This window comes from Devosia pacifica, from assembly GCF_014652635.1.
GTDB lineage: Bacteria > Pseudomonadota > Alphaproteobacteria > Rhizobiales > Devosiaceae > Devosia > Devosia pacifica.
This window is the reverse complement of sequence record NZ_BMZE01000003.1, coordinates 177,095-199,492: the sequence shown is the minus strand read 5'-3', so window position 1 is coordinate 199,492 and position 22,398 is coordinate 177,095. Positions and strand designations below refer to the sequence as shown.

The following is a 22,398-nucleotide window of genomic DNA, read 5'->3' as shown; positions in this document are numbered from 1 at the left end:
CACTCTTGAAAGTCTGGGCCCTCGCAGCGCTTCTGCTGACAACGCTAACGGCTGCACCTGCGTATTCTCAGCCAACGCCGGCCGAGTGCTCGCTAATCGGTAATGATGAAGAGCGGCTGGCCTGCTACGATTCGGTGTTCCGCGCCGCGCCTGTCGATGATGCCGCCTTTATCCTCGAGTCCGAGCAGTTGATCCCGGCCGAGCCGAGCGGACGCGGGCGCGCGACGATGACCATAGCCTGCAATGATGGTGAACTGGAAACGCGATTCAGGTTCGCCGGCACGCTGCTCACGGCGAATAACAGCAATACCGGGGTGACGTTCACGCGTGATCTGACGCGAAACCGGACCCTGACTCTGCCGCCGAGCCCCGACGGACGCGAGCTGATTATCGAGCCGACCGAGGAGGTCGAGATCTTCCTGCAATGGCTGCGGGGCACGAACAATCTGTCCGTTCGGGTCACCCCCGCCAATAACCGCTCGCTTTCGGTCCGCTTCGATGTCGACGACCTCGACGAGCGGCTCGCACCGACGCTGGCCGCCTGCCGCTGAGGCTGTTTCACACGCTCTTGAAAGCTGCGGCGGGGGCATTCGCGCAAAACGCCACGCCGTTTACTCTCGAATAACCCTAATCGCGCATGATCTGAATTGTCGGCATTTTAGCGTCACTTGTGCCGAGCAGTGTTAGTTGCGTCGAGTAGAGTAGAGTACATGGCTAAAAAGAGCCGGTCGGCCGCCCTTGGGCGGACTGACAGACCCTTGCGCAAGCGCCATTCCCTGACCGGCGTCTTCTTTGTGGCGGTGCTGGCGGTCGGAGGGTATTTATCCTCGGCCGGATCGGCGCTTGGTCCCGCATCGGAACTGCAAGTCGCCGAGTTGCCGCAGGTCGAGCAGCCGCGCACGGCTATCGCAAGTCTCAGCTATTCCGGCCGCGACACCATCATCACCGGCTCGGTGGGGCACCTGTTCACATCAGGGAGTTTTGTCGGACCGAACCGCGCCGAAAAGACAGACCGTTTCAAGCCGGTCGTCGAAATTGCCGATTTCGCCAGAGGTTTTGAGGATGTCCGGTTGCGCCTCGCTGCGCTGCGGACCGCTCGCGAAGACTCCGTCGCCCTCGCGCAATCTGCAGTCGAAGTCCCAGCGACCGATGACAACGCGCAGGCGGACGAGCCGCGCATTTCCATTGCCGCCATCGATACCAGCAAGGGCGCAGCGGCGCTTGACGCTATCCGCCAGGCAGCACGGGACCCCGACATGCCGCTGCCCACCATTGCTTCTGAACAACTCGCCTATGCCCGCGCTAACGAGCCGGCAAGCGACGGCTACCTGACCAGCGAAGCAATGAACGTCGGCGAAAAGGAAATGTGGTGCCTGGCGACGGCGATTTATTTCGAGGCACGCGGTGAAATCTATCGCGGGCAGGTGGCAGTGGCCCAGGTCGTCTTGAACCGCGTCAAGGACCGGCGCTATCCCTCGACCATATGCGGCGTCGTCTTCCAGAACCAGCATCGCCGCAATGCCTGCCAGTTCTCGTTCGCCTGTGACGGCATCCCCGAGACAATCAATGACCGCAAGTCGTGGACGCAGGCCGAGGAGATCGCGGAAAAGGTGGTCAACGGCGAACTCTACCTCGCCGAGGTCAACGACGCGACGCACTACCACGCAACCTATGTGCGACCCGCCTGGGCCCCGCGCATGAACAAGGTGACGCAGATCGGCCTCCACGTCTTCTACAAGTTCAAGTCCGGTTGGCTGTTCGGCTAGCGCTCAGCACACGTCGGCTAGCGCTCAGCACACGCGAAGGTTGTTGGTCCACACGCATGTGGGGCCGCCACGATGTGAACTTATGCCGATGCGCTCGTTGCGGTCGTAATAGACGAACGAGGAACTGCGTGCGAAGGGCAGGCGTACCCAGGCTCCGTCCCTGAGATAGCGGGCAACCCAATAGATCGGATGGCCGAGATCCTCGACCTCGATGCCTGGGTACTGAACATGCGAGGAGACGAGCCCATCGGTCGAGTATGTGCCGGTCGAGGTGGTGTCGATGGTGACGTAGCTGCTTCGGCCGTAGCCAATTTTCCGGACCACTTCGCGCTTCTGCACGGTCTCATCGACCCACGGCTCGCGATGCACCAGGTAAGCGCGGTCATCAGCAATAATCAGATCGATCGGATCGATCGTGTTGGCGCGGTCGCGCCCGTCTTCCTGCGCGAAAATGACAGGCTGGATCAGAAGTGAGCCCAGGGCGAGTAGGCCACCGGCCAGCCAGGTGCTTGGTCGTTTGAACATGCTCGCCTGTCCCGTTTTGATGCGTTTTCGATCTGCTGTTAACGCATTCTCAACCATGCCGGGGCGGCTACGGCAAAGTTCATCTTGCGTTAACCTTAACGCTCAAAGGGCACGATCAGGAGATTGCTTGCGCCAGCGACTCGAATGCGGCGATGAACCGCTCATGTGCTTCACGCGTCGGCCATGGCCGGATCAGCGTATCAAAGCCATCAAGTTCGAACTGGGCGGTATCGGGCTCGCCAAAAAAGCGCCGGGCTTCTTCCGGCGCGAAACCGGCGAGATGCGTCGCCTCGAAATAGGCTGCGTCCCGATCGGCCCGCTTGATCTGGCGGGCAGTGGCTGGCGCCGGCGCCGAGGGCAGTGAGAACCGCAGGTGGACCGCCCCTAGCAGCCGCTCCTCGACATCGCGATAGTTTCCGCCCATCGCCGCCTTGAAGGGGGAAATGATGTCACCCATCACATACTCCGGCGCATCGTGCAGCAGCGCGTGAAGACAGGATTCGGCGGAAGCTCCAGCGCTACCGGCGCGAAACAGCTCCAGCACCAGCACCGAGTGCTGGGCCACTGAAAACGGGTAATCCCCCTGCGTCTGCCCGTTCCAGCGGGCAACCCGCGCCAGGCCATGCGCAATATCGCTGAGCTCGACGTCGAGTGGCGAAGGATCGAGAATGTCCAGTCGACGTCCAGACAGCATACGCTGCCATGCCCGATGCGCGGCACGCGCCATGGTTTCTTGCCCCCAAGATGATCTGACGGGGAACGCTATTCCGTGGGCGCCGATTCGCCAAACCTGTAGTCGGCCCAATCGGGCAGGGCGAGGCTGGCTGGCTTGCCATCGATCTCGGCGGCGGACGCGTCGGAGATGCGATCTAGACGGAGAATGCCGACGGCTTTGCCGCCATGAACCGTGCCGATTGCACCAGCATCCCGACCGCCTGCCGCAACGGACGTACCGGCTGCGGTGCCTTCAGCGATCCCTGAAACCAGCACCGGCCGACGACGCGCCGTGCCACGATGCTTCATGCGGCTGACCACTTCCTGACCGACATAGCAGCCCTTTGCGAAATCGATGCCGCCGAGAAGATCCATGGCGATATCGTGAGGAAAGGTCGAGTCGGCCTCGAAATCGGGGCCCAACTCGGCAATGCCGATGCTGGCCCGGTGCTCATGATAGGCCTCGCCCGTATCCCAGCCTTCGGTGTTCTCGGCTGCGATCAGCACGTGATGGCCGAGCCCGCCGCCGCGATTATCGGGAACGCTGCCCTCACAAGGTTCGCTCGACCAGCCGACCCGATGAGATTCGCTGAGATCTTCGATTTCCGCTTTGGCGCGCAGTTTATACATGCGCATGCGCTTGAAGAAGTTCTCGGCAACGCTGGTCGATACATCGAGCCACCAAGCCTCGTAACGCCAGACGGCGAGGCCTTCGGCCTGGATCTTGCCCTGCGGCGAGAGCAAAGCCCACCAGGCAGCTTCAGTAGCATCGGGCTTGAAGGGGCCAGTCAGAACGTCTTCGAGCAGGGTATGGGCATCGGGACCGGAGAAGCGGAACAGGGTACGGTCGGATCTGAGGTGTCGGGTCATCGGGCCTCCACGGCTTGCCCGCAGTGACCGTGCCGCCTAGAAGCGAAGGCACTCAATAATCAGCGGACGGGCACACAGATGGCGCACCACGACGTGATTTTCAAGAATGCTACCGTGGTCAACCAGGATGGCCAGCACCGGGCCGATATCGGCGTGAGGGGTGGGCGGATCAGTGCGCTCGGTTCACTTGCCGATGACAGCGCCGACAGGACGGAGGATTGCACCGGACTGCACATTCTACCGGGTGTGATCGACACGCAGGTGCACTTTCGAGAGCCGGGGAACGAGCATAAGGAAGATCTGGAGTCCGGTTCGCTTTCCGCTGTGATGGGCGGTGTCACGGGCGTTTTCGAAATGCCGAACACCACACCACTCACCGTGACCCGCGAGACATTCGAGGACAAAATCCGACGCGCGACCGGGCGGATGCACTGTGATTTCGCCTTTTATATCGGCGGCACGCACGAGAATGTTGGCGAGCTGCCGCAGCTCGAGCGACTGCCGGGCTGCGCCGGGGTCAAGGTATTCATGGGCTCGTCGACCGGATCGCTGCTGGTCAAGGACGATGCCGGGGTCGAGGCGATTCTCAACGCCATCTCGCGCCGGGCGGCGTTTCACTCAGAAGATGAATATCGGCTCGAGTCGCGCAAGGATCTGCGTGTTGACGGAGACCCGTCGTCGCACCCCGTCTGGCGCGATCCCGAGGCGGCGATGCAATCGACGCGCCGGCTGGTTGCGCTGGCGCACAAGACCGGCAAGCGCATTCACGTGCTGCACATTTCGACAGCCGAGGAGATGGTGTTCCTGGCCGATCACAAGGACGTCGCCTCGGTCGAGGTGACGCCGCACCATCTGACGCTTGATGAGACGGCTTATCAAACGCTTGGCACATACGCGCAGATGAACCCGCCAGTGCGCGACGCTGCTCACCGCAGCGGCATCTGGGCCGGTGTCGATAACGGGGTGGCCGATATTCTCGGCTCGGATCACGCCCCGCACACGCGCGAGGAAAAGGACAAGCCCTATCCCCAATCGCCTTCAGGCATGACTGGGGTGCAGACGCTGGTGCCGGTCATGCTCGACCATGTCAACGCCGGGCGGATGAGCATCGAGCGCTTTGTCGACATGACCAGCGCCGGCCCGAATCGCCTGTTCGGAATTGCCGGCAAGGGCCGGATTGCTGTCGGCTACGATGCGGATCTGACGATTGTCGATCTCAAGCGCCGCGAAACCATCACGAATGACTGGGTCGCGAGTAGAGCTGGCTGGACCCCTTATGACGGCGTGAGCGTAACCGGCTGGCCTGTCGGCACCGTCATTCGCGGCAAGACGGTGATGTGGCAGGGCGAACTGGTGACGTCAGGTAGAGGACAGCCGATGCGGTTTCTCGAATCACTCGGCTCCGAGCACTAGAGCCGAGCGAACCGGGTCTTACCTATTGCAGGATCTTGTCGAGATTGTACTCGCCGGTCCGGATACGGTCCGGCAGATCGTGCAGCAATTCCGCTGTCGCCTCGTCGCCATAAAGGCGCACGAACGTGGCGAGCGCCGCGAATAGCGAGGCATGCGCGAGCGAGCGCGTGTTGACGCCATCGTCCTCGGCCATGTTCCAGGCGTCGGCGAGGTATTCAAGCGCGATCTGCCGCTCACCGTGCTCGAGCTCGATCAGCCCGTCGAGGCTGGAGTGCATGAATTGGGACTTGGAAATGCTCATGGGGCGAGCGTTAACACTTCTTGTTGCGCGACGCGCGCATGAATTCTGAGAAAGGTTAACGACCGGCCCGGAACTTATTAACGTTTGCGTGGTCGCTACTCTGCGAAGCGCGCATGTATGGTCCGCGCCAGCGATTGCGCTTCGACCAGAAGCCGCTTGTAGGCCTCTCTGGCCGAGGGGGTGCAGATACGGTGAAAGCGGGCAAAGGCCTCGTAGCCGCCGTTGAAAGCGCCTGCCAAACGCTGCCGCCTGTCATCATCGGGATTGTCGAGGGTGATCAGATCATCCATCTGCGCGCGCCAATCGGCGCCTTCCGCCTCACAGAGCGGTTGCAAGAAATACAGGCTGCCCATGATTTCGGACAACCGCTCCATCTGGGGCTGGTAAGGCGGATCGACGGCAGCCGCCGGCTGCAGCAGGAATGCGCTGGCCAGCACCATAGCCAGGAGTCGAATTTTTGCGCGGAAGATAGGGAATGACGGCATGTGATGGCTCTAGCACGTCTCGCCGACGGCGGCGAAAGCCCTTTTGATGACAAGCTCGAGATCGGCTGTCGTCTGATACCGATCGAGATCCGAAAGCCCGACCCAATGGGCGTCCAGAACCTCATTTGACGGGTTCAAGGTTCCGCTGAACCGTGTGCTGGCAAACACCGCCAAGGTGAAGTGGCCCTTGTCGGTTTCAAGAGATTGCGTTTCGACCGGCATCAGATCCTCCGCGATGAGCGCAACTTCCTCGAACAGCTCGCGTGCAGCACACTCTGCGGCTGTCTCGCCGGGCTCCAGACGGCCGCCAGGGAACGTCCATAACCCCTGGTAGGGGGCATGGGCCCGCTGGATCAGCAGAATTGTGCCTTGGCTGACGAGGCCCAGGCTGGCACTGTTGGGGCGTGGGGACGTTTCCGGCATCCTTGGCGTTCCGGTTGCTGCAATCAAAAGAGCTTATCAGACGGAGGCGCCAGATGTGTGGACGATATGCAGCGACCTTGCCGCCCGAGCAGATGCAGGAGCTGTTCCGCACCCTGAACCAGCTCGAGATCGTGCCGCGCTACAATATTGCGCCAACGCAGCCGATCGTCGCGATCTGGGAGGATGCCGGCTACCGGAAGGTGCATTTTGCCCGCTGGGGCCTGGTGCCGCGCTGGGTGAAGGATCCACGCGAGTTTCCGCTTCTCGTCAACGCCCGTGCGGAGACAATGGAAGAAAAGCCGGCATTCCGTGATGTGCTCAAGCATGGCCGCTGTATCGTCCCTGCCAGTGGCTATTATGAATGGCACACCGGACCCGACAGGACCAAGCAGCCCTATTACATCACACGCTCGGACGACCAGCCGATTGCGCTTGCGGGGCTCTATGCAACGTGGGTGGGACCGCAGGGCGAAGAGATCGATTCCGTCGCGACAATCACCGTGCCAGCGAACCGGCAGATGTCAGAGATTCATGACCGCATGCCGGCTATCCTCCGTGGTGATGAGATCGACCGCTGGCTCGATGTGCGCGAAATCCGCGCGGCGGAGGCTCGCCAGCTGGCGCTGCCGCTGCCCGAGGGGGCGCTGAAATTTCATCCGGTGTCGCGCCGCGTCAACACGGCCAAGTTCGATGATCCGGACCTCATCAAGCCGGTGGACATCGAGCCGCCTGCAGCGCCCGAAGCCGAGCCGGAGGCAAAACCGAAAAAGGCGGCGGGGGGACAGCTCGACCTGTTCTGAAGAACTGCAGAATTGGGAGGATGGCATGAGCGAGACTGAAACGATCAACCAAGTCGATAGTGCACCGAAACTGCTTTCGGGCGGAAATCCGCAGATCCCGAAGGGCTACGGCGAGGCGCCGGTTGCGGCCTATATTGCTGCGATGCCCGGCTGGAAGCAGGCAATCGGCCGGCGGCTCGACGATTTGATCGTTGAAGCGGTGCCGGGTGTGGAGAAAGCGGTGAAGTGGAACTCGCCGTTTTACGGCGTCGAGCGTGGCAGCTGGTTTGTCAGCTATCATTGCATGACGAAGTACATAAAGGTGACGTTCTTTCAGGGCGCTGCACTCGTTCCGCAGCCGAAGGGAACCTCGAAATATCCCGCTGTGCGCTACTACGACATTCATGAGGGCGCGCTGGATGAAGCGCAATTCTCGGACTGGGTGCGGCAGGCGAGCCAGTTGCCGGGCGAAAAGCTTTAGGGGCGGGCGTGATGGCTGAAGACCAGATGGATGCTTCGCAACAGATCGATGCGAGAATTGCAGCGCTCGATGACTGGCGCGGCGAGGCGCTGGCGCGTGTTCGTCAGATCATCCTGTCGGTCGATCCGGAGGTGACCGAGGCCTGGAAATGGCGCGGCGTTCCGGTCTGGGAGTGCGACGGCATTATCTGCACCGGCGAGAGATACAAAACCTATATCAAGCTGACCTTCGCCAAGGGTGCCTCGCTTGCCGATCCGACCGGGCTGTTCAACGCAAGCCTCGAGGGTAATACCCGCCGCGCCATCGATATTCGAGAGGACGAGGCGCCCGATGCTGACGCGCTGACAGCTCTGGTGCAGGAAGCGATTGCGTTGAACCGCACGAAAAAGCGCAAGCGCTAGACGCCGACCCCGTAATAGCCCAGCGCATCGCCGATCGAGTCTTCCTCGTAGTTGAGGTGCGAATTCAGCACCCTTTCGAGCGCCACATAGACTTCGCGCGCGGCAGCAAAGGTTTCAGGGTTGGAATCGCGCGCCAGATCGCCCAGCGCATTGACCAGTCGCACCAGAAGTTCATGGACGATCTTGTGCTCATCGATCAGCCGCTGCGTGACCCGCAGCAGCGCCTGGCTCTTGGTGCTGAGTTCGGGGAAGATCGCAGCATCTTCGATCGAGTGGTGCATCTCGACGATCTGGCAATGCCGGCCGCACAACGCGCCAAAACGGCGGTAATTGGTGATCATGGTCAAATCGCTGGTGCGCGCTTCGACCTCTTCGGGGGGCACTTCGCCGCGCGCCGCCTCATCAAGAAGCGTACGCAGCACATGCATGTTCTCACGCAGATGATTGTGGATCATCTTGAGATGCATGCCGGGCAGGCGCTGCTCCTCGGTCAGGCCCTCAAGCTTCGGGCCTTCCGGGCGGGTGGCATCGTCGAGAAATTCGATATCGTCTAGCATGCGCCAACAGATGGCGGTTTTGCCGGCATCGATCAAGAAGGCACATCGGGGTGACCGTGGGCAACAACGGCGCGGCTAGTCGAGCACCTTGCCGGGGTTGAGAATGCCGTTGGGATCGAGCGCCAGCTTGATCGCGCGCATCATCTCAAGCGCCACCGGGTCTTTCACCTTGCGCAGCAGCCCGGTTTTCAACTGTCCGATGCCGTGTTCTGCAGAAACCGAACCGCCGAGCGCCAGCACCGTCTCATAGATGGCATCGTGTATCGGATCGGCGCCGGCCATGAAGGCCTTCGGATCGGCACCGACCGGCTGGCTGAAATTGAAGTGGATATTGCCATCGCCCATATGCCCGAACGGCATCGGGCGCACGCCCTCGACGAGCCGCTTGACGGCCTGTGACCCATCGCGAATGAGTTGTGGAATGGCCGCGATCGGAACCGAGACGTCATGCTTAATCGAGGCGCCTTCGCGCGACTGGCACTCCGACATCTGCTCGCGGAATGCCCACATCCGGGTGCGTTCGGCCTCGGATTCGGCGACGACTGCGTTGGTGATCAGGGTTTGCTCAAACGCTGCCTCGAGACCGCCTTGCAGCAGATGGCCCTCGGCGCCTTTCGGCTGGGCCACTTCAATCAGCGCATACCAGGGCGACTTGTCTGCGGTCGGGTCGCGATCGAGCATCCCGTGGCGCAACTGGAAATCGAGACCAAGCCACGGCACGATCTCGAAGGCATTGAGGCGCGAGCCGGCGCGGTCGCGCATGGCGTAGAACAACTCGAGCGCCTTTTCCGGGCTTTCAAGGCTGACAATTGCCGTCTCGTAAGCCTGTGGCAGCGGATAAAGCTTCAGGGTCGCGGCGGTGATGATGCCAAGCGTGCCTTCGGCTCCGACCAGCAGATCCTTGAGATCGTAGCCGGTATTGTCCTTCTTGAGAGAGCTGAGGCCCTCGAACAGGCGGCCATCGGCCAGGACGGCTTCAACGCCAAGACACAACTCGCGCGCATTGCCATAGGCGAGGACATTCACCCCGCCGGCATTCGATGACAGGAGACCGCCAATGCGTGCAGACCCCTGCGAAGCGATCCAGAGCGGAAACATGCCGCCTTCGGCTTCCGCCGCCTTATGGACATTCTCAAGGATCGCGCCGGCTTCCGCCGTCATGTGGCCCGCAGCAGCATTGATGTCGCGGATGCGGTCGAGGCGCGCCAGGCTGACAATCACTTCATTGCCGAAGAGCGGCACCTGGGCGCCCACAAGCCCTGTATTGCCGCCTTGCGGGATCAGCGGAATGCCTTCGGCATTGGCAAGCCGGGCCAGCGCCTGAACAGCCGCGACATCCTTCGGTACTGCAATCGCCGGGCTCTTCTGGTGAAAGCGCTTGCGCGGCTCGTTGAGGTAGTTCGCCATGCCGGCTTCATCGGAGATTACGCTATCCGAACCGAGCGTTTCGACAAGGCGGGCAATGGTCTGTGACGGATCCTGGCTCATGAAACGGAACATAGCCGCGCCCGGTGCGAACGCAAGTCACGACCTTGCCGGTTGTCGCCCCCTGTGCCAAAACCGGCGCCATCGGAGCAGCCTGAACGACAGTGACGGCGAGGAGTGGAATGAACGTGCAGACTGAAACCTTGCCCGCCACCGAATGGCCAGACTTCTACTTCGCGCGCCATGGCGAAACGTCCTGGAATCGCGAACGTCGCTATCAGGGCACGCGAGACATCCCGCTCAACGATGTTGGCCGCAAGCAGGCGGACAGCAATGGCGTGTTGCTGCGCGAACTGTTCGAGCGCAACGGTGTGGACCCGCAATCGCTGAACTGGTTCGCTTCGCCTTTGAGCCGGGCCAGTGAAACTATGGACCGAATGCGGGCAGCGTTTTCCGTCGATCTTCCACCAGTGATTTACGACAAGCGGCTTGTCGAGATTTCCTTCGGCGATCTCGAGGGGCGACTACACGCCGAGATCAACCGGGAGATGGCGATTGCACCCGGTAATCGCGACGAGAGCTATTGGCATTTTCGCCCGAACAACGGCGAGAACTATGACGATGTCGCGGTACGGCTGCTGCAGTTTGCCGAAGTGCTGACGCATCACGCAGTCGTGGTTGCGCATGGTGGCATTCTGCGTGTGCTGCGGCATCTGGTCGAGGGCGCGCCGCGTGGCGAAGTGCTAAACTGGCCGCCGCCACAGGGCGCCGTGGCGCATTTTTCCAGCAAGCGAATGACGCTGTATTCCGCTGCGAACACATGGGGCGATGCGGACTAGCGCCGCCAGGGAGACACGCGATGTCATTCAATACTTTCGGGCATCTGTTCCGCTTCACCACCTGGGGTGAAAGCCACGGGCCTGCGCTTGGTGTCGTCGTTGATGGCTGCCCGGCCGGCCTCGCATTGACCGAGGAGATGATCCAGCGCGACCTCGACCGGCGCAAGCCGGGGCAATCGAAATATACGACGCAGCGCCGTGAAGCCGATGCGGTCAAGATCCTGTCTGGTGTGTTCGAAGATGAGCGTACCGACGGTCCCCGCACGACAGGCACGCCGATCTCGCTGATGATCGAGAATATCGATCAGCGCTCGAAGGATTATTCGGAGATCCGCGACAAATACCGGCCGGGGCACGCCGATTATACCTACCACCAAAAATACGGCCTGCGCGATTATCGTGGTGGCGGCCGCAGTTCGGCCCGCGAGACGGCGGCGCGCGTTGCGGCAGGCGCTGTGGCGCGACAGGTGGTCGACGGCGTCAGCATTCGGGCAAGTTTGGTGCAGGTCGGGCCGCACAAGATCGATTATGCGAATTTCGATTGGGACGAGGTTGGCAAGAACCCGTTCTTCTGCGCCGATCCAAAGGCGGCGGCACTATGGGCAGACTACCTTGATGACGTGCGCAAACAGGGCAACTCCGTCGGAGCCGTCATCGAGGTGGTTGCGGAGAATGTGCCGGTGGGCTGGGGCGCCCCTATCTATGGCAAGCTCAGCGCCGACCTGGCCTCCGCGATGATGTCGATCAACGCCGTGAAGGCTGTCGAAATCGGGGCGGGGTTCGATGCCGCGGAACTGACCGGAATCGACAATGCCGACCAGATGCGGGCCGGTGCCGATACGCCGTATTTCCTGTCAAACCAGGCGGGTGGCATCCTTGGCGGTATCTCCAACGGTGATCCGGTGGTGGTGCGCTTCGCGGTAAAGCCGACCTCATCGATTCTGACGCCGCGCCAGACGGTGACGACTAGCAACGAAGACACGGATGTCGTCACCAAAGGGCGCCACGACCCGTGTGTCGGCATTCGCGCAGTGCCTGTTGGTGAAGCGATGATGGCATGTGTCCTCGCCGACCATAAGCTCCGGCATCGCGGCCAGACCGGACGCGACGGCGCGATCGGTTACTGACGCGGCGGCCGTGTTCGTCGCAGCGTTGCGCCGAGACGCGGGCCGGCGCGATCCTCGATGGCGCGGAAAGCCGCATCGAGCCGTGGCCAGCGCCGCCGCCAGAGCAGAAGCTGATTGGCGGCTTGGGGATTTGTGCTGATCAGGAGGACCAGCGCCAGAGCCATGACCGGCAGACCAATAGGGATCGGCGTCGGCGCAAGGATCAGCCCGACGAGAAACATGACGACCAGCATCGGGGTGAGCAGGTAGCTCAGCATGATCGACCCTGACGGTTCAGACCATCCGATCATAGACAAAGACTGTGACAGTTTCGCTGTTGCCATCGGGGAGGGGAGGGCATGAAGGCGCCGCCAGCCGAGCTCTTCGACAAAGCCTGTCATTGCCGCAAGCGCCTCGGCGATGGCATTGGGATCGCTGACGATGCCGCCGCGACCGACATTGTCGCGACCAACCTCGAATTGCGGCTTGAACAGGATGATCGCCAGCGCACCTTCGCGGCAGAGCGAGAGCGGCGCTGCGAGCACCTTGGTGACGGACACGAAGCTGATATCGCAGACCAGCAGGTCGATCGAATCGGGCACGTTCTCGCGCGTCAACTCACGCGCATTGGTACCCTCGAAGCTGAGAACCCTAGGTTCGGCGCGGAGATTGGGATGCAACTGGTCGTGCCCGACATCAACGGCATAGACTTTCGATGCGCCGCGCTCCAGCAGCACCTGGGTGAAGCCGCCGGTCGAGGCACCGACATCAAGGCAAACCGAGCCGGCGAGATCCGAAAGTCCCGCTGCATCGAGGCCAGCAATCAGCTTCAGCACCGCGCGCGAGACATACTGCGCCGCCGGATCATCGAGGGTCAGGACATCGTCGGGCCCGACGGGCTGGTGTGGCTTGCTGGCGGGGATGCCGTTGACCTTGACGGTGCCGCGCTTGACGGCATCGCGGGCGCGGGCACGCGACCCAAGAAGGCCGCGCTGCTCGAGCGCCTGGTCAAGCCTGATCCGCTCGCTCACCCCTCGACCAGCCGCTCGATCTTGGCCAACGCGGTTTCGGTATCTTCCTGATAGGCAATCGTGCCTTCGAAGCTGCCATCATCGTCGATCATGAAGACGGAGGCGGTGTGATTGACGGTGTACTCGTCGCCGTCTCCGACCCTTTCCGAGAAGACACCAAAGGCCGATTTGATGTCCTCGGTCTGCTCCTCGGTGCCGCGCAGGCCGATGACCGAGCCGTCCCAGCCGGCGAGATAGCCTTCGAGCTGCTCCTGGGTATCGCGTTGCGGATCGACGGTGACGAAGATGACGCGCAGATCGTCCTGCGACAGGTCCAGCCGATCTCGCCAGTAGGCTGTATCGCCGAGCGTTGTCGGGCACACATCCGGGCAGTGCGTGAAGCCGAAGAACAAAAGGCTCGGCGTGCCACGCAAGTCTGCTTCGGTGAACTGCTCGCCATCAAGCGACGTCATCGCGAAGGATTGCCCGTTAAGTCCCAACGGTCGCTCAGGCGGCCTCAGGAAATAGAGCGCGCTCGCGCCGATGGCGACGACCACCACAAGCGCCCAAAGAACCATTCTGACAATGCGCAGCGTGCGCAGATTGGATTGCTGCATCGCCTAGTTCGCGTCGAGCGGTTCGACGCCCGTAGGCTTGCCGTCACGTGACAGCGTGATCTTTTCGATCCGCGCTTCCGCGGTCTTCAACAAGGTCTCGCAATGCTGCTTGAGTGCCTCGCCGCGTTCATAAATGGCGATGGATTCCGCAAGAGGGGCGCGCCCGCTTTCGAGCTTTTGAACAATTTCTTCCAGCTGCGATAGCGCGGCCTCGAAGCTGAGCGCCTTGATGTCCTCATTGGTGGGTTCGGCCATGGGGCCTCCTTGCAAGCGAGCGTGGGATTGCGGATGTAGCGGCTCAGGGGCCGGCATTTCCCATCAGTGCATCGACGTGACGGGCGGCCCCTTCGGCTACGCCGTCGAGGTCATAGCCGCCCTCAAGCAGTGAGACAATGCGGTCACTGCAACGGCGGGCAGCGACCTGCATCAACTGTTCCGTGATCCAGGCGAAGTCATCCGGCGCCCACAACAGATCGGCTAGCGGGTCACGATAATCGGCGTCGAACCCGGCGGAAATCAGCAACAGATCGGGCGCGAAGGCATCGAGCGCCGGGACCACGACATCACGATAGACTGCGCGGGCGGCATCGCCATCGGTGCGAGCCGGCAGAGGCAGGTTGAGGATATTGCCGACACCACGCTCACTGGCGGCACCGGTGCCCGGGTAGAGCGGAAACTGGTGCGTTGACACGTAAAAAACGCTCGGATCATCCTTGAAGATATCCTGCGTGCCGTTGCCGTGATGGACATCGAAATCGACGATCGCGACCCGTTCAGCCCCATGCAGGCGCTGCGCCTGGCGCGCCACAACCGCAATGGTGTTGACGAGACAGAACCCCATGGCGGTGTCGATCTCGGCATGATGTCCCGGCGGACGAATGGCACAGAACGCGTTGTTCGCCTCCCCCAGAACGACGGCCTCAAGCGCAGAAAGCGCGCCGCCGAGGCCGGTGGCCGCCACATCGAGCGATCCTGAGGAGACGAACGTGTCCGAATCGAGTTGCCCGATGCCCTCGGCGGGGCGGGCAGTGCGCAGGCGTTCGAGGTAGTTCGGGCCGTGCACGAGATCGGCAAGCGCCAGATCGACCGACACGGCATCCATCCGCTTGAGGCTGCCGAACCGTTCGTCGGCAAGCGCCTCCTCGACGACGCGGATGCGATCCGACCTTTCGGGATGCCCGTCCGGGGTTTGGTGGCGCTCATAATTCGACTGGCTTACCAGCAGCGTGGTCAAATTCGACCCCTCAAGCCTTCTTTACGCCTTTCTTGACGGCTCGCTCCGGCCTTGTCAAACAGCGGCAAACGCCGGAGCGATCACGAAACATGGCCAACCATCCGCAAACGGTAGAGGACGCTGCCGCATTGCTGCGGGCCGGCGGCATTTGCGCGTTTCCGACGGAGACCGTTTATGGGCTCGGCGCCAAAGCGCGCGACAGCAACGCCGTGCTCGCAATTTACGAGACCAAGCAGCGGCCGCGGTTCAATCCACTGATCGTTCACTGCGCCGATCTGGGCATGGCGCGCCGCTTCGCGCAATTTACGCCATTGGCGGAGCGGTTCGCACAGGTCTGGCCGGCGTCTCTCACATTGGTATTGCCGCTGGCCGAGGGCGCAGGGCTCTCCGATCTTGTGACGGCGGGTCTCGATACTGTGGGCATCCGCATTCCGGCGCACCCGCTGGCGCGAGATCTGATCGCTGAAGTCGGCGAACCGCTGGCCGCGCCTTCGGCAAATCCGTCCGGGCGTTTGTCACCGACATCGGCGGCACAGGTAAAAAGCCTCTTCGCCGATCAAGTGCCGGTGCTGGATGGCGGGCGCGCTGAAGCCGGGGTGGAATCGACCATCATTTCCTTGATCGGCGACCGACCGGTGCAATTGCGTGCCGGCGCAATGGCGCGCGATGCGCTGGAGCAGCAAATCGGCATGCCGATCCCGTTGGCTGAGGAAGGGGCGGCCATTGCGTCGCCAGGCATGCTCGCCAGCCATTACGCGCCGCGCGCACGATTGCGGCTCAACGCCGATGCGCCCGGTGAGGGCGAACGCTATATCGGCTTCGGCGCTGATCCGTCAGGATTGGCGGCCGCCAATTTGTCGCCCAGCGGCGACCTGCGCGAGGCGGCGTATAATCTGTTCTCGGTACTGCATATGCTCGACGACGCGGGCGATGCCCCGATTGCCGTCGCACCGATACCCGCAACGGGGCTCGGCGAGGCGATCAACGATCGGCTGAAACGTGCCGCGGCGCCGCGCTAGTCGCGGACCTTGTAGGGCTTCTGGTCGCGCCAGAACCGCATCAGGCTTTCGAGATCCGGATCGCCCCCTGGCGGCAGCACCACCTTGAGATTGACGTATAGATCCCCGTCATAAAGGCCCTTGCCTTTGACCCGCAGCGACTTTGACGTGTCGACGCCGGGCGGCAGGTTCAACTCCACTGAGCCCTCGAGCGTCGGGACGCGCACCTTGGTGCCGAGTACGGCCTCATAAAGCGTGATCGGAAGATCGGTGCGCAAATCATGCCCATCGCGCCGGAACGTCTTGTGCCGCTCGAATCGCACCGTGATCAGCGCATCGCCAGGCTCGCCAAAACCTGATGGATGACCCTGGCCCTTGAGGCGGATCTGCTGGCCGTCCTCGACCCGTTTCGGCAATTTCACCGACAGCGTCTTGCCTGTGGGCATGCGAACGGGAGCCGAGCCGCCCTGCTGCGCCTGCTCGAGGCTCACGGTGACGGTGGCCGAGATATCTTCGCCCTTCATGCCGCCGGGACCCTGGCGCGTCTGGCCGGCGAACGGATCCCATTGGGCGCCGCCGGCACCGCGCTGGGCGCCACCGCGCGGCTGGCCGCCGAAGCCGCTCATGAATTCCTTGAGAATGTCCTCGGCAGAAAATCCGCCGCCAGCGGACGAACGGGCGCCACGCTGCTGAAAGCCACCGGCACCGCTACCGCCGAAGCCTGCAAAGCGCGGATTGCCCTCGGCGTCGATCTCGCCGCGGTCATACTGCGCGCGCTTGGTCGTATCGCTCAGCAGGTCGTAAGCGGTCGTGGCCTCGGAGAACTTCGCCTGGGCCCCTGGATTGTCTGGATTCTGGTCTGGATGATACGCCTTGGCCATCCGGCGGTAAGCGGATTTGATGTCCTTGTCGCTTGCCGAACGGTCGACTCCCAGAACGGTATATGGATCGCGCATGGTCTCCAATCGATCGGTATGCGGGCATTGCAGCCCATCCATTTAGCTCTCTATATGGCGGTGCCCCTTTGCGATGTCCAGTGAAGGGCAGAACGCCAGATTGGCAAAAGACGAGGTTTGATCGATGTCGGAAGCGCTCACCGCCAGACTGTTTGATGATGCGGACCTGGAGCCCCTCGACCCATTCGCGGTCTTCGAGGAGTGGTTCGCCATCGCGCAGCAGAACGAAGTCAACGATGCCAATGCCATGGCGCTCGCGAGCGTCGATGAGAACGGCCTGCCGGACGTGCGCATGGTGCTGCTGAATGAGCGGGACGAGCGCGGCTACTGTTTCTTCACCAATTTCGAGAGCGCCAAAGGCCAGCAATTGCTGGCCAACTCTCAAGCGGCGCTATGCTTTCACTGGAAATCCATGCGCCGCCAAATCCGGATTCGGGGCGCAGTCGAGCAGGTGAGCACTGAAGAGGCGGACAAGTATTTTGCCTCGCGCTCCAAGGGCTCGCGCATTGCCTCTTCGGTTTCGGATCAATCACGCCCCCTCGAAAGCCGTGCAGCGCTTGCGGCGCGTGTGGCACGCAAGACCGCCGAAATCGGTGAGAGTGAGATCGACCGCCCGGCGCATTGGTCCGGGTTTCGCGTCCTGCCAACCGTAATGGAATTCTGGAAGGATGGTGAATTCCGGCTTCATGATCGGGTGCAGTTCACGCGCGAGAGTCAAACAGCGCAATGGTCGCGCCAGCGCCTGTTCCCGTGACATAGGGCACCCGCACGGCTACCAGCCCGCACGAACGCACGCTAGAGTGTCGCTCGCGGCTGGGGGCGGGTGAATGAGGGCGGATCAGATCGAGTTCAAGGGATCGCGCAGGGGCCTCGCGGCGATTCTGTTGCGTGGCTATGCGTTGATGGTCGTGACCCTTGGATTTTATCGCTTCTGGCTGGTTACCCAGAAGCGTCGCTACTACTGGGCGCATACCCATATCGACGGCGACGCGCTGGAATATACCGGCAACGCGGTGCAGCTTCTGGTCGGCTTTCTGTTGGCGGTAGCGATCTTCGTGCCGCTCTGGGGACTTTTCTTTTATCTCTCTACCCAGGGGTCCGAGGCAACGCTCCTCGGATATGCCGGGGCCGGCGTGGTGCTGTGGTTCCTGACAGGCTACGCGATCTTTCGCGCCCGCGACTTCAGGCTGTCGCGCACTTTGTGGCGCGGGATCCGGTTCGATCTCGAGGGCAATGCCTGGGGCTATGCCTTCCGCAGATTTTTCTGGTCGATTCTTCTCGTCGTGACGCTGGGGCTGATCTATCCGCTGATGGCTGCTGATCTGTGGCGCTATCGGTACAACAACACATGGTGGGGCGATCAGCGTTTCCTGATGCGGGGCAGGGCGCGCAACCTCGCAGGGCCATATTTCGCCTGCTATGCGATCGTTGCAGTTTTCGTCCTCGGCATGATCGGTGTGCTTGAAGGGGTCTTGTCCAACAGAGCGCAGATGAGCGATGAGGCCCTGGGAGAGCTGGTCTTTGCCGGCGGCGGTTGCCTGCTGTTCCTTTGGCTGGTGGTCGGCATCTACAGAGCCATCGAAATATCGCGCATGGCCTCGAGCATCAGCATAGGCAATATCCGCCTGCGTCTGAAGCTGCACTGGGGCGATCTGCTGATCCTGCAGATCCAGTTCGCCGTGGCGCTTGCACTTGCCTACGCTGTGCTCGCGTTTGGCGGCTACGTGGTCCTGGGGACCGTGGCGCCCGCGGCTTTTGCCGATGGCTTCGATCCGGCGCGATTGGCGGTGGCGTTGCAGAATTCCTACCTGGTCCTGCTGGCAATCGTTTTCGGCTATTTGCTCGTGCTGGCCACCTTCACGCTGTGTGTCGACCTCTTCCTTGCAATGGGATTCTGGATGCTGATTGCAAGCAGTCTGCGGGTCGGCGGGGCTGCCCATATGTCGTCGGTCAAGGCGCGGCCCGAGGATGGCGCACTCGCCGGAGAAGGCCTGGCGGATGCGCTCAATGTGGGCGCTTACTGATGCGCGCCGGGGCACGATACCACGATGGCCGCACCGCTGCGGTTCATGATGTGGACGTGTTCATCTCGCCTGGGGCGGTAACGATCCTTGAGCGCGAGACGTCGGATGTCATCTCCGTTTGGGACAAGGCCAAGGTCTATCCGGTTTATTCGAGTGAAGGGCATCTGCGCATCGGAACGGAGGAAATGTCATCAGGTGCGCGGCTGATCTTCACAGGGCGCCATGTCGATGCGGTGCGGGCGGCCCTTCCTGCGCTGGCGCGACACCGCATGATGCGCAAGCGCCAGCAGATGCGGATTGCCGGCTTCGGCACACTTGCATTGGTATCGGTGGTCGCCGGATATATTTTCGGTATTCCGTTACTCGCCGAGCGGCTGGTGGCCGCAATGCCGCCGGAATGGGAAGAGCAGGTTGGCGAGACGGTCGCTGACCAGATAGAGGTCAGCTTTGCGGGAAGCGAAGGCGGCGTCTTCGAGCGATGCGATCCAGACCCGGACAGCCTCGCCAACAGGGCAATCAGGCGCTTCACAGACGAGGTCATGAGCCAAGGCAGCACGCCCTTCAGGGTCGATGTGGCAGTGATGCGCAGCGATATCCCCAACGCAATCGCGCTGCCCGGCGGGCAGGTCTATTATTTCTCGGCGCTGCTGGAAGAAACCCGAACCGCCGACGAGTTTGCGGGTGTGCTGGCGCATGAACTCGGGCATGTCGAGCACCGGCACGGTATGGAGCAATTGATTTCAACAGCCGGCACAGGTGCCCTGATCGGCTTTATCCTCGGTGATCTGACCGGTGCGTCGGTGGCCGCCGGCATAGGCTCGGCGATGATCGACACACGCTTTTCCCGGGAGGCCGAACGCGAGGCGGACCGTTTCTCCGCAGCGGCTGCGGGCCGCCTCGGATATAATCCGGCGGCCTTCGCGGATCTGCTCGATCGCGTCTCGCAAGAGGATGGGTATGGTAGCGCGTTTGCGTTGCTGAGTACCCACCCGCTGACGACCGAACGTCGCGAGACGTTGCAGGCGCTCGCCGAAGAGGAGAACGAGGCCACTGCGCCCTTCACGAAAAGCGAATGGCGGGCCATAAGGGCCATGTGCAGCACTGGCAGCGACGCGCCATGAATGACGTTGCGCAAACGGCGCCCTGAACACCAACCGGCAACATTATCCTTTGCGCATTCTGATTAGAACATCGCGATCGGCCATCTGGTCTCGACGCCTCGCAAGCCTGGCTCTGCCGCTGCTGATCATCCCGATCATCCTGCATCGCTCGGACCTGATCGAGACGACGACATTCCACACCACGGAAATCCTCGGTTTCCTCGTGGCGTTGAGTGCCTTGCTTTTGTCCCTGCTGGCGCTGGCGCGGCTATGGCACACGGGTGACCAGGGATGGGGACGTGCCGTGCCGGCCCTCTTGATCAGCCTGATATGTCTTGCGCCGTTCGCATGGGTTGCAACACAGGCCCTGGCAACGCCAGAGACGAATGATGTCGCGACAGCAAACCGCGCCTTCCTTCCGCTCGCGCCGCAGGCGTCGGCTGTTTCCAGAAACCCGCTGAGCGATGAACTACGCGAAGCGGCGTTTCCCAATGCGACACGGCGCGATTATCCGCTGAATGCGCAGCAGATCTATGACCTGCTGATTGCGCTGATCGACGAGCAGGGGTGGGACCTGATCATCGAACGGCGTCCCGGCACGGCTGATGGAACCGGGCAGATCAATGCGCGCGCAACGCACCTCCTCGGCTGGCAGGATCAGATCGTGCTGGCAATCCGTGGTCTGCCAGAGGGGGCACGCGTCGACATGCGTTCTGCGTCTGTCGATCGTGCTCAGGATCTCGGTGCCAACGGTCAGCGTATCGAGCAGTTTCTCGGAACTGTCGACACGGCAGTGACATCGCTTATCCGCGACAACCCGAACATCACGCAGCCCGTTATCGAGTCTGAGGACGATGCGCTGGCCCCAGAAGAAGCGACGCAGTGACGGGATGACGCGAGCCCCGACAGGCGCTAAGTGTGCCGGGCCCCGCACCGGCAGCTGAGGAGAAGGCCATGCAGCGCATCACGGTGACGCTCGACGACGAACTGATGGAGGAACTCGATCGGGTGATGGTGGCGAAGGGCTACCAGAACCGATCCGAGGCGCTGCGTGACCTGACGCGCGCCGGTATGAAGCAATCGGCCCTCGATGCCGGCGCAACGGGAGAGTGCGTGGGGGTGTTGAGCTATGTCTATGACCATGGTGCGCGTGAACTGGCCAAGCGCCTGACCAGCACCTTCCACGACCATCACGGACTGACGATCTCGAGCCTTCACGTGCATCTCGATCACCACAACTGCCTCGAGGTCAGTATCTTGAAAGGAGCGGTTCCAGCCGTGCAGCACGTTGCCGATCATGTCATTGCCGAGCGCGCCGTTCGGCACGGTCAGTTGGCGATCATCCCCGCACCCGACAAGAATTTGTCCGAGGCGGACGCGAAGACCGGCCATGACCATGATCGCTAGTAATGCCCCCGGACCTGCTCTGATACGCGCTGATGCGCTGATTGCGGCGCTCCCAAGCGGGTTCTGGCGCGTGCCCTATGATGCCCGCCGATACCCGGGTGCCGCGGCTATAGAGGATGTCTGCTCCGGCGCGAACTGTCAGCTCTTCGCTTACGCTGTCCTCAAGTACTTCGGTGTTGATGTCCCGCCCCTGCGGTCCAGCGAACTCTGGGATGACACATCCGTCACGATCCGCGTTGACCAACCGCGCCCGCTCGACCTGATGCTGTTCAACGAGACCGCAGAGGCATGGGGCGCGCATGTTGGCGTCTCGCTCGGCGATGAACGTACGCTGCACCTATCGAAAGCTGTCGGACGACCAGCCGTCTGGACGCTCGACCAGTTCAGCGCGCAACCGCGCTACAAATGCCTGGTCGGGATCAAGCGCGTTGTGGCGCCGATGGCAGTAAGTGCCTGATCTGTTGACGACTTAGCATCTGCGGAACACCTTCGGGCTGTCCCAGCGGGCCTTTCCGGTGGTGAGGTCCACGGAATAGATGAAGAACTCATCCGCGTTGAGCCAGACGGCGATGCTGCTTTCGCCCCATTTTGGAAGCCAGGTTGTTCTGCCGGAAAAAGCCATCAGCTCGAACTCGATCTCGACGTCCGCTGAGGAGCGATACAAAAGCCTGTCCGCTCCGTTGGGGATGAGTTCCACCGCCGAGGCGCAATCGACAAGCGGGGCGCCATTGATGAAGCCGTCACCCTCGGGGAACCCGAGCCACCATTTTCCAGCGAAGGGCGCTGCAACTCCATTGGGAATGCCCGTCGCGCCTTCCCTTGGAAAGTCGAACGCTCTCGGGGCTGGCATCAACATCAGGATCACAAGACATCCCAGCAGCGATGCCGCAATTATGTTTCTGACCGATTTTGCTTTTGCACGCATCTGTCACTGCCTCGCGATGGGTTGTGGCCGCGACGGGCCAAA

29 protein-coding genes are annotated in these 22,398 nt (G+C 62.0%); 15 read left to right on the top strand and 14 right to left on the bottom strand.

From position 1 onward, the window contains the following. The first annotated feature begins 5 nt into the window (after positions 1–5). Together IE127_RS13805 and IE127_RS13800 are read left to right on the top strand one after the other, a co-directional pair. A complete protein-coding gene (locus tag IE127_RS13805; protein ID WP_189426304.1) occupies positions 6–551 on the top strand; it encodes a hypothetical protein in 546 nt (181 codons plus the stop codon). Positions 552–710: 159 nt separating this feature from the next. Continuing rightward, positions 711–1,766 (top strand): cell wall hydrolase, encoded by a 1,056-nt coding sequence (locus tag IE127_RS13800; protein ID WP_189426303.1) that lies wholly within the window; start codon positions 711–713, stop codon positions 1,764–1,766. Positions 1,767–1,790: 24 nt separating this feature from the next. On the opposite strand, the gene IE127_RS13795 is transcribed toward IE127_RS13800, so the two are convergent. The 3 genes from IE127_RS13795 to ygfZ all read right to left on the bottom strand — a co-directional run bounded on the left by IE127_RS13795 (position 1,791) and on the right by ygfZ (position 3,875). Next, a complete protein-coding gene (locus IE127_RS13795; RefSeq protein WP_189426302.1) occupies positions 1,791–2,291 on the bottom strand; it encodes a hypothetical protein in 501 nt (166 codons plus the stop codon). Positions 2,292–2,406: 115 nt separating this feature from the next. Next, positions 2,407–3,018 (bottom strand): HD domain-containing protein, encoded by a 612-nt coding sequence (locus IE127_RS13790; RefSeq protein WP_189426301.1) that lies wholly within the window; start codon positions 3,016–3,018, stop codon positions 2,407–2,409. A 35-nt stretch (positions 3,019–3,053) separates the two neighbouring features. Continuing rightward, positions 3,054–3,875: a CAF17-like 4Fe-4S cluster assembly/insertion protein YgfZ gene (gene ygfZ / locus IE127_RS13785; protein ID WP_189426300.1), complete on the bottom strand. Its 822-nt coding sequence runs from the start codon at positions 3,873–3,875 to the stop codon at positions 3,054–3,056. Positions 3,876–3,953: 78 nt separating this feature from the next. Between ygfZ and IE127_RS13780 the strand changes: the two genes are divergently transcribed. Continuing rightward, positions 3,954–5,288 (top strand): dihydroorotase, encoded by a 1,335-nt coding sequence (locus IE127_RS13780; RefSeq protein WP_189426299.1) that lies wholly within the window; start codon positions 3,954–3,956, stop codon positions 5,286–5,288. A gap of 22 nt (positions 5,289–5,310) precedes the next feature. Here the strand turns inward: IE127_RS13780 and IE127_RS13775 are convergent, their stop codons facing one another. The 3 genes from IE127_RS13775 to IE127_RS13765 all read right to left on the bottom strand — a co-directional run bounded on the left by IE127_RS13775 (position 5,311) and on the right by IE127_RS13765 (position 6,497). Next, positions 5,311–5,589: a hypothetical protein gene (locus tag IE127_RS13775; protein WP_244640199.1), complete on the bottom strand. Its 279-nt coding sequence runs from the start codon at positions 5,587–5,589 to the stop codon at positions 5,311–5,313. Positions 5,590–5,684: 95 nt separating this feature from the next. Then, positions 5,685–6,074 (bottom strand): TIGR02301 family protein, encoded by a 390-nt coding sequence (locus IE127_RS13770; RefSeq protein ID WP_189426298.1) that lies wholly within the window; start codon positions 6,072–6,074, stop codon positions 5,685–5,687. A 9-nt stretch (positions 6,075–6,083) separates the two neighbouring features. Further along, entirely contained in the window at positions 6,084–6,497 is a 414-nt protein-coding gene (locus IE127_RS13765) for an NUDIX hydrolase (RefSeq protein WP_189426297.1), read from the bottom strand. Positions 6,498–6,550: 53 nt separating this feature from the next. Between IE127_RS13765 and IE127_RS13760 the strand changes: the two genes are divergently transcribed. From IE127_RS13760 to IE127_RS13750, 3 genes are read left to right on the top strand one after another with little or no spacing between them, the layout of a single operon-like run. Next, on the top strand, positions 6,551–7,297 hold the full coding sequence (locus IE127_RS13760; RefSeq protein ID WP_189426296.1) for an SOS response-associated peptidase: 747 nt from the start codon (positions 6,551–6,553) through the stop codon (positions 7,295–7,297). Positions 7,298–7,322: 25 nt separating this feature from the next. Then, complete coding sequence (locus IE127_RS13755) at positions 7,323–7,757, top strand: DUF1801 domain-containing protein (protein ID WP_189426295.1); 435 nt, start codon at positions 7,323–7,325, stop codon at positions 7,755–7,757. A gap of 11 nt (positions 7,758–7,768) precedes the next feature. After that, a complete protein-coding gene (locus IE127_RS13750) occupies positions 7,769–8,158 on the top strand; it encodes a DUF1801 domain-containing protein (RefSeq protein ID WP_189426294.1) in 390 nt (129 codons plus the stop codon). On the opposite strand, the gene IE127_RS13745 is transcribed toward IE127_RS13750, so the two are convergent. Then, positions 8,155–8,715: a hemerythrin domain-containing protein gene (locus IE127_RS13745; RefSeq protein WP_189426293.1), complete on the bottom strand. Its 561-nt coding sequence runs from the start codon at positions 8,713–8,715 to the stop codon at positions 8,155–8,157. The genes IE127_RS13750 and IE127_RS13745 overlap by 4 nt on opposite strands. Before the next feature lie 75 nt (positions 8,716–8,790). Beyond that, the gene (locus tag IE127_RS13740; RefSeq protein WP_244640197.1) at positions 8,791–10,215 is read right to left on the bottom strand and encodes an FAD-binding oxidoreductase; all 1,425 of its coding nucleotides are present in this window, start codon (positions 10,213–10,215) and stop codon (positions 8,791–8,793) included. Between the two features lie 107 nt (positions 10,216–10,322). On the opposite strand from IE127_RS13740, the gene IE127_RS13735 reads away from it, so the two are divergent. Then, entirely contained in the window at positions 10,323–10,979 is a 657-nt protein-coding gene (locus tag IE127_RS13735) for a histidine phosphatase family protein (protein ID WP_189426292.1), read from the top strand. A gap of 20 nt (positions 10,980–10,999) precedes the next feature. After that, positions 11,000–12,106 carry a chorismate synthase gene (gene aroC / locus IE127_RS13730; RefSeq protein WP_189426291.1) on the top strand — a complete coding sequence of 369 codons (1,107 nt, stop codon included), beginning with the start codon at positions 11,000–11,002 and terminating at the stop codon, positions 12,104–12,106. Here the strand turns inward: aroC and IE127_RS13725 are convergent. The 4 genes from IE127_RS13725 to IE127_RS13710 are packed head-to-tail and all read right to left on the bottom strand — an operon-like array spanning position 12,100 to position 14,946. Further along, a complete protein-coding gene (locus IE127_RS13725) occupies positions 12,100–13,116 on the bottom strand; it encodes a TlyA family RNA methyltransferase (protein ID WP_189426290.1) in 1,017 nt (338 codons plus the stop codon). The two genes, aroC and IE127_RS13725, sit on opposite strands and share 7 nt — an antisense overlap. Then, the gene (locus IE127_RS13720) at positions 13,113–13,712 is read right to left on the bottom strand and encodes an SCO family protein (protein WP_189426289.1); all 600 of its coding nucleotides are present in this window, start codon (positions 13,710–13,712) and stop codon (positions 13,113–13,115) included. Before IE127_RS13720 ends, IE127_RS13725 begins: the two co-directional genes overlap by 4 nt. 3 nt (positions 13,713–13,715) lie before the next feature. Next, positions 13,716–13,967 carry an exodeoxyribonuclease VII small subunit gene (locus IE127_RS13715; RefSeq protein ID WP_189426288.1) on the bottom strand — a complete coding sequence of 84 codons (252 nt, stop codon included), beginning with the start codon at positions 13,965–13,967 and terminating at the stop codon, positions 13,716–13,718. Positions 13,968–14,010: 43 nt separating this feature from the next. Next, a complete protein-coding gene (locus tag IE127_RS13710) occupies positions 14,011–14,946 on the bottom strand; it encodes a histone deacetylase family protein (protein ID WP_189426287.1) in 936 nt (311 codons plus the stop codon). Positions 14,947–15,035: 89 nt separating this feature from the next. On the opposite strand from IE127_RS13710, the gene IE127_RS13705 reads away from it, so the two are divergent. Beyond that, on the top strand, positions 15,036–15,965 hold the full coding sequence (locus IE127_RS13705) for an L-threonylcarbamoyladenylate synthase (RefSeq protein WP_189426286.1): 930 nt from the start codon (positions 15,036–15,038) through the stop codon (positions 15,963–15,965). On the opposite strand, the gene IE127_RS13700 is transcribed toward IE127_RS13705, so the two are convergent. Further along, positions 15,962–16,942: a DnaJ C-terminal domain-containing protein gene (locus IE127_RS13700; protein ID WP_308430305.1), complete on the bottom strand. Its 981-nt coding sequence runs from the start codon at positions 16,940–16,942 to the stop codon at positions 15,962–15,964. The two genes, IE127_RS13705 and IE127_RS13700, sit on opposite strands and share 4 nt — an antisense overlap. Positions 16,943–17,024: 82 nt before the next feature. Between IE127_RS13700 and pdxH the strand changes: the two genes are divergently transcribed. From pdxH to IE127_RS13670, 6 genes are all read left to right on the top strand, one after another. Continuing rightward, complete coding sequence (gene pdxH / locus IE127_RS13695) at positions 17,025–17,654, top strand: pyridoxamine 5'-phosphate oxidase (RefSeq protein ID WP_189426285.1); 630 nt, start codon at positions 17,025–17,027, stop codon at positions 17,652–17,654. 73 nt (positions 17,655–17,727) lie between these two features. After that, positions 17,728–18,924 carry a DUF898 family protein gene (locus IE127_RS13690; protein ID WP_189426284.1) on the top strand — a complete coding sequence of 399 codons (1,197 nt, stop codon included), beginning with the start codon at positions 17,728–17,730 and terminating at the stop codon, positions 18,922–18,924. After that, positions 18,924–20,045: a M48 family metallopeptidase gene (locus IE127_RS13685; RefSeq protein ID WP_189426283.1), complete on the top strand. Its 1,122-nt coding sequence runs from the start codon at positions 18,924–18,926 to the stop codon at positions 20,043–20,045. The genes IE127_RS13690 and IE127_RS13685 overlap by 1 nt, the downstream gene beginning before the upstream one ends. 49 nt (positions 20,046–20,094) lie before the next feature. After that, on the top strand, positions 20,095–20,910 hold the full coding sequence (locus tag IE127_RS13680) for a DUF1499 domain-containing protein (RefSeq protein ID WP_189426282.1): 816 nt from the start codon (positions 20,095–20,097) through the stop codon (positions 20,908–20,910). Between the two features lie 68 nt (positions 20,911–20,978). Next, positions 20,979–21,431: a nickel-responsive transcriptional regulator NikR gene (nikR, locus tag IE127_RS13675; protein WP_189426281.1), complete on the top strand. Its 453-nt coding sequence runs from the start codon at positions 20,979–20,981 to the stop codon at positions 21,429–21,431. Further along, positions 21,415–21,888, top strand: coding sequence for a hypothetical protein (locus IE127_RS13670; RefSeq protein WP_210310511.1), 474 nt, complete (start codon positions 21,415–21,417; stop codon positions 21,886–21,888). The genes nikR and IE127_RS13670 overlap by 17 nt, the downstream gene beginning before the upstream one ends. A 12-nt stretch (positions 21,889–21,900) precedes the next feature. Here IE127_RS13670 and IE127_RS13665 read toward each other — a convergent pair whose 3' ends face one another. Further along, the gene (locus IE127_RS13665) at positions 21,901–22,356 is read right to left on the bottom strand and encodes a hypothetical protein (protein WP_189426280.1); all 456 of its coding nucleotides are present in this window, start codon (positions 22,354–22,356) and stop codon (positions 21,901–21,903) included. Between the last annotated feature and the right edge of the window lie 42 nt (positions 22,357–22,398).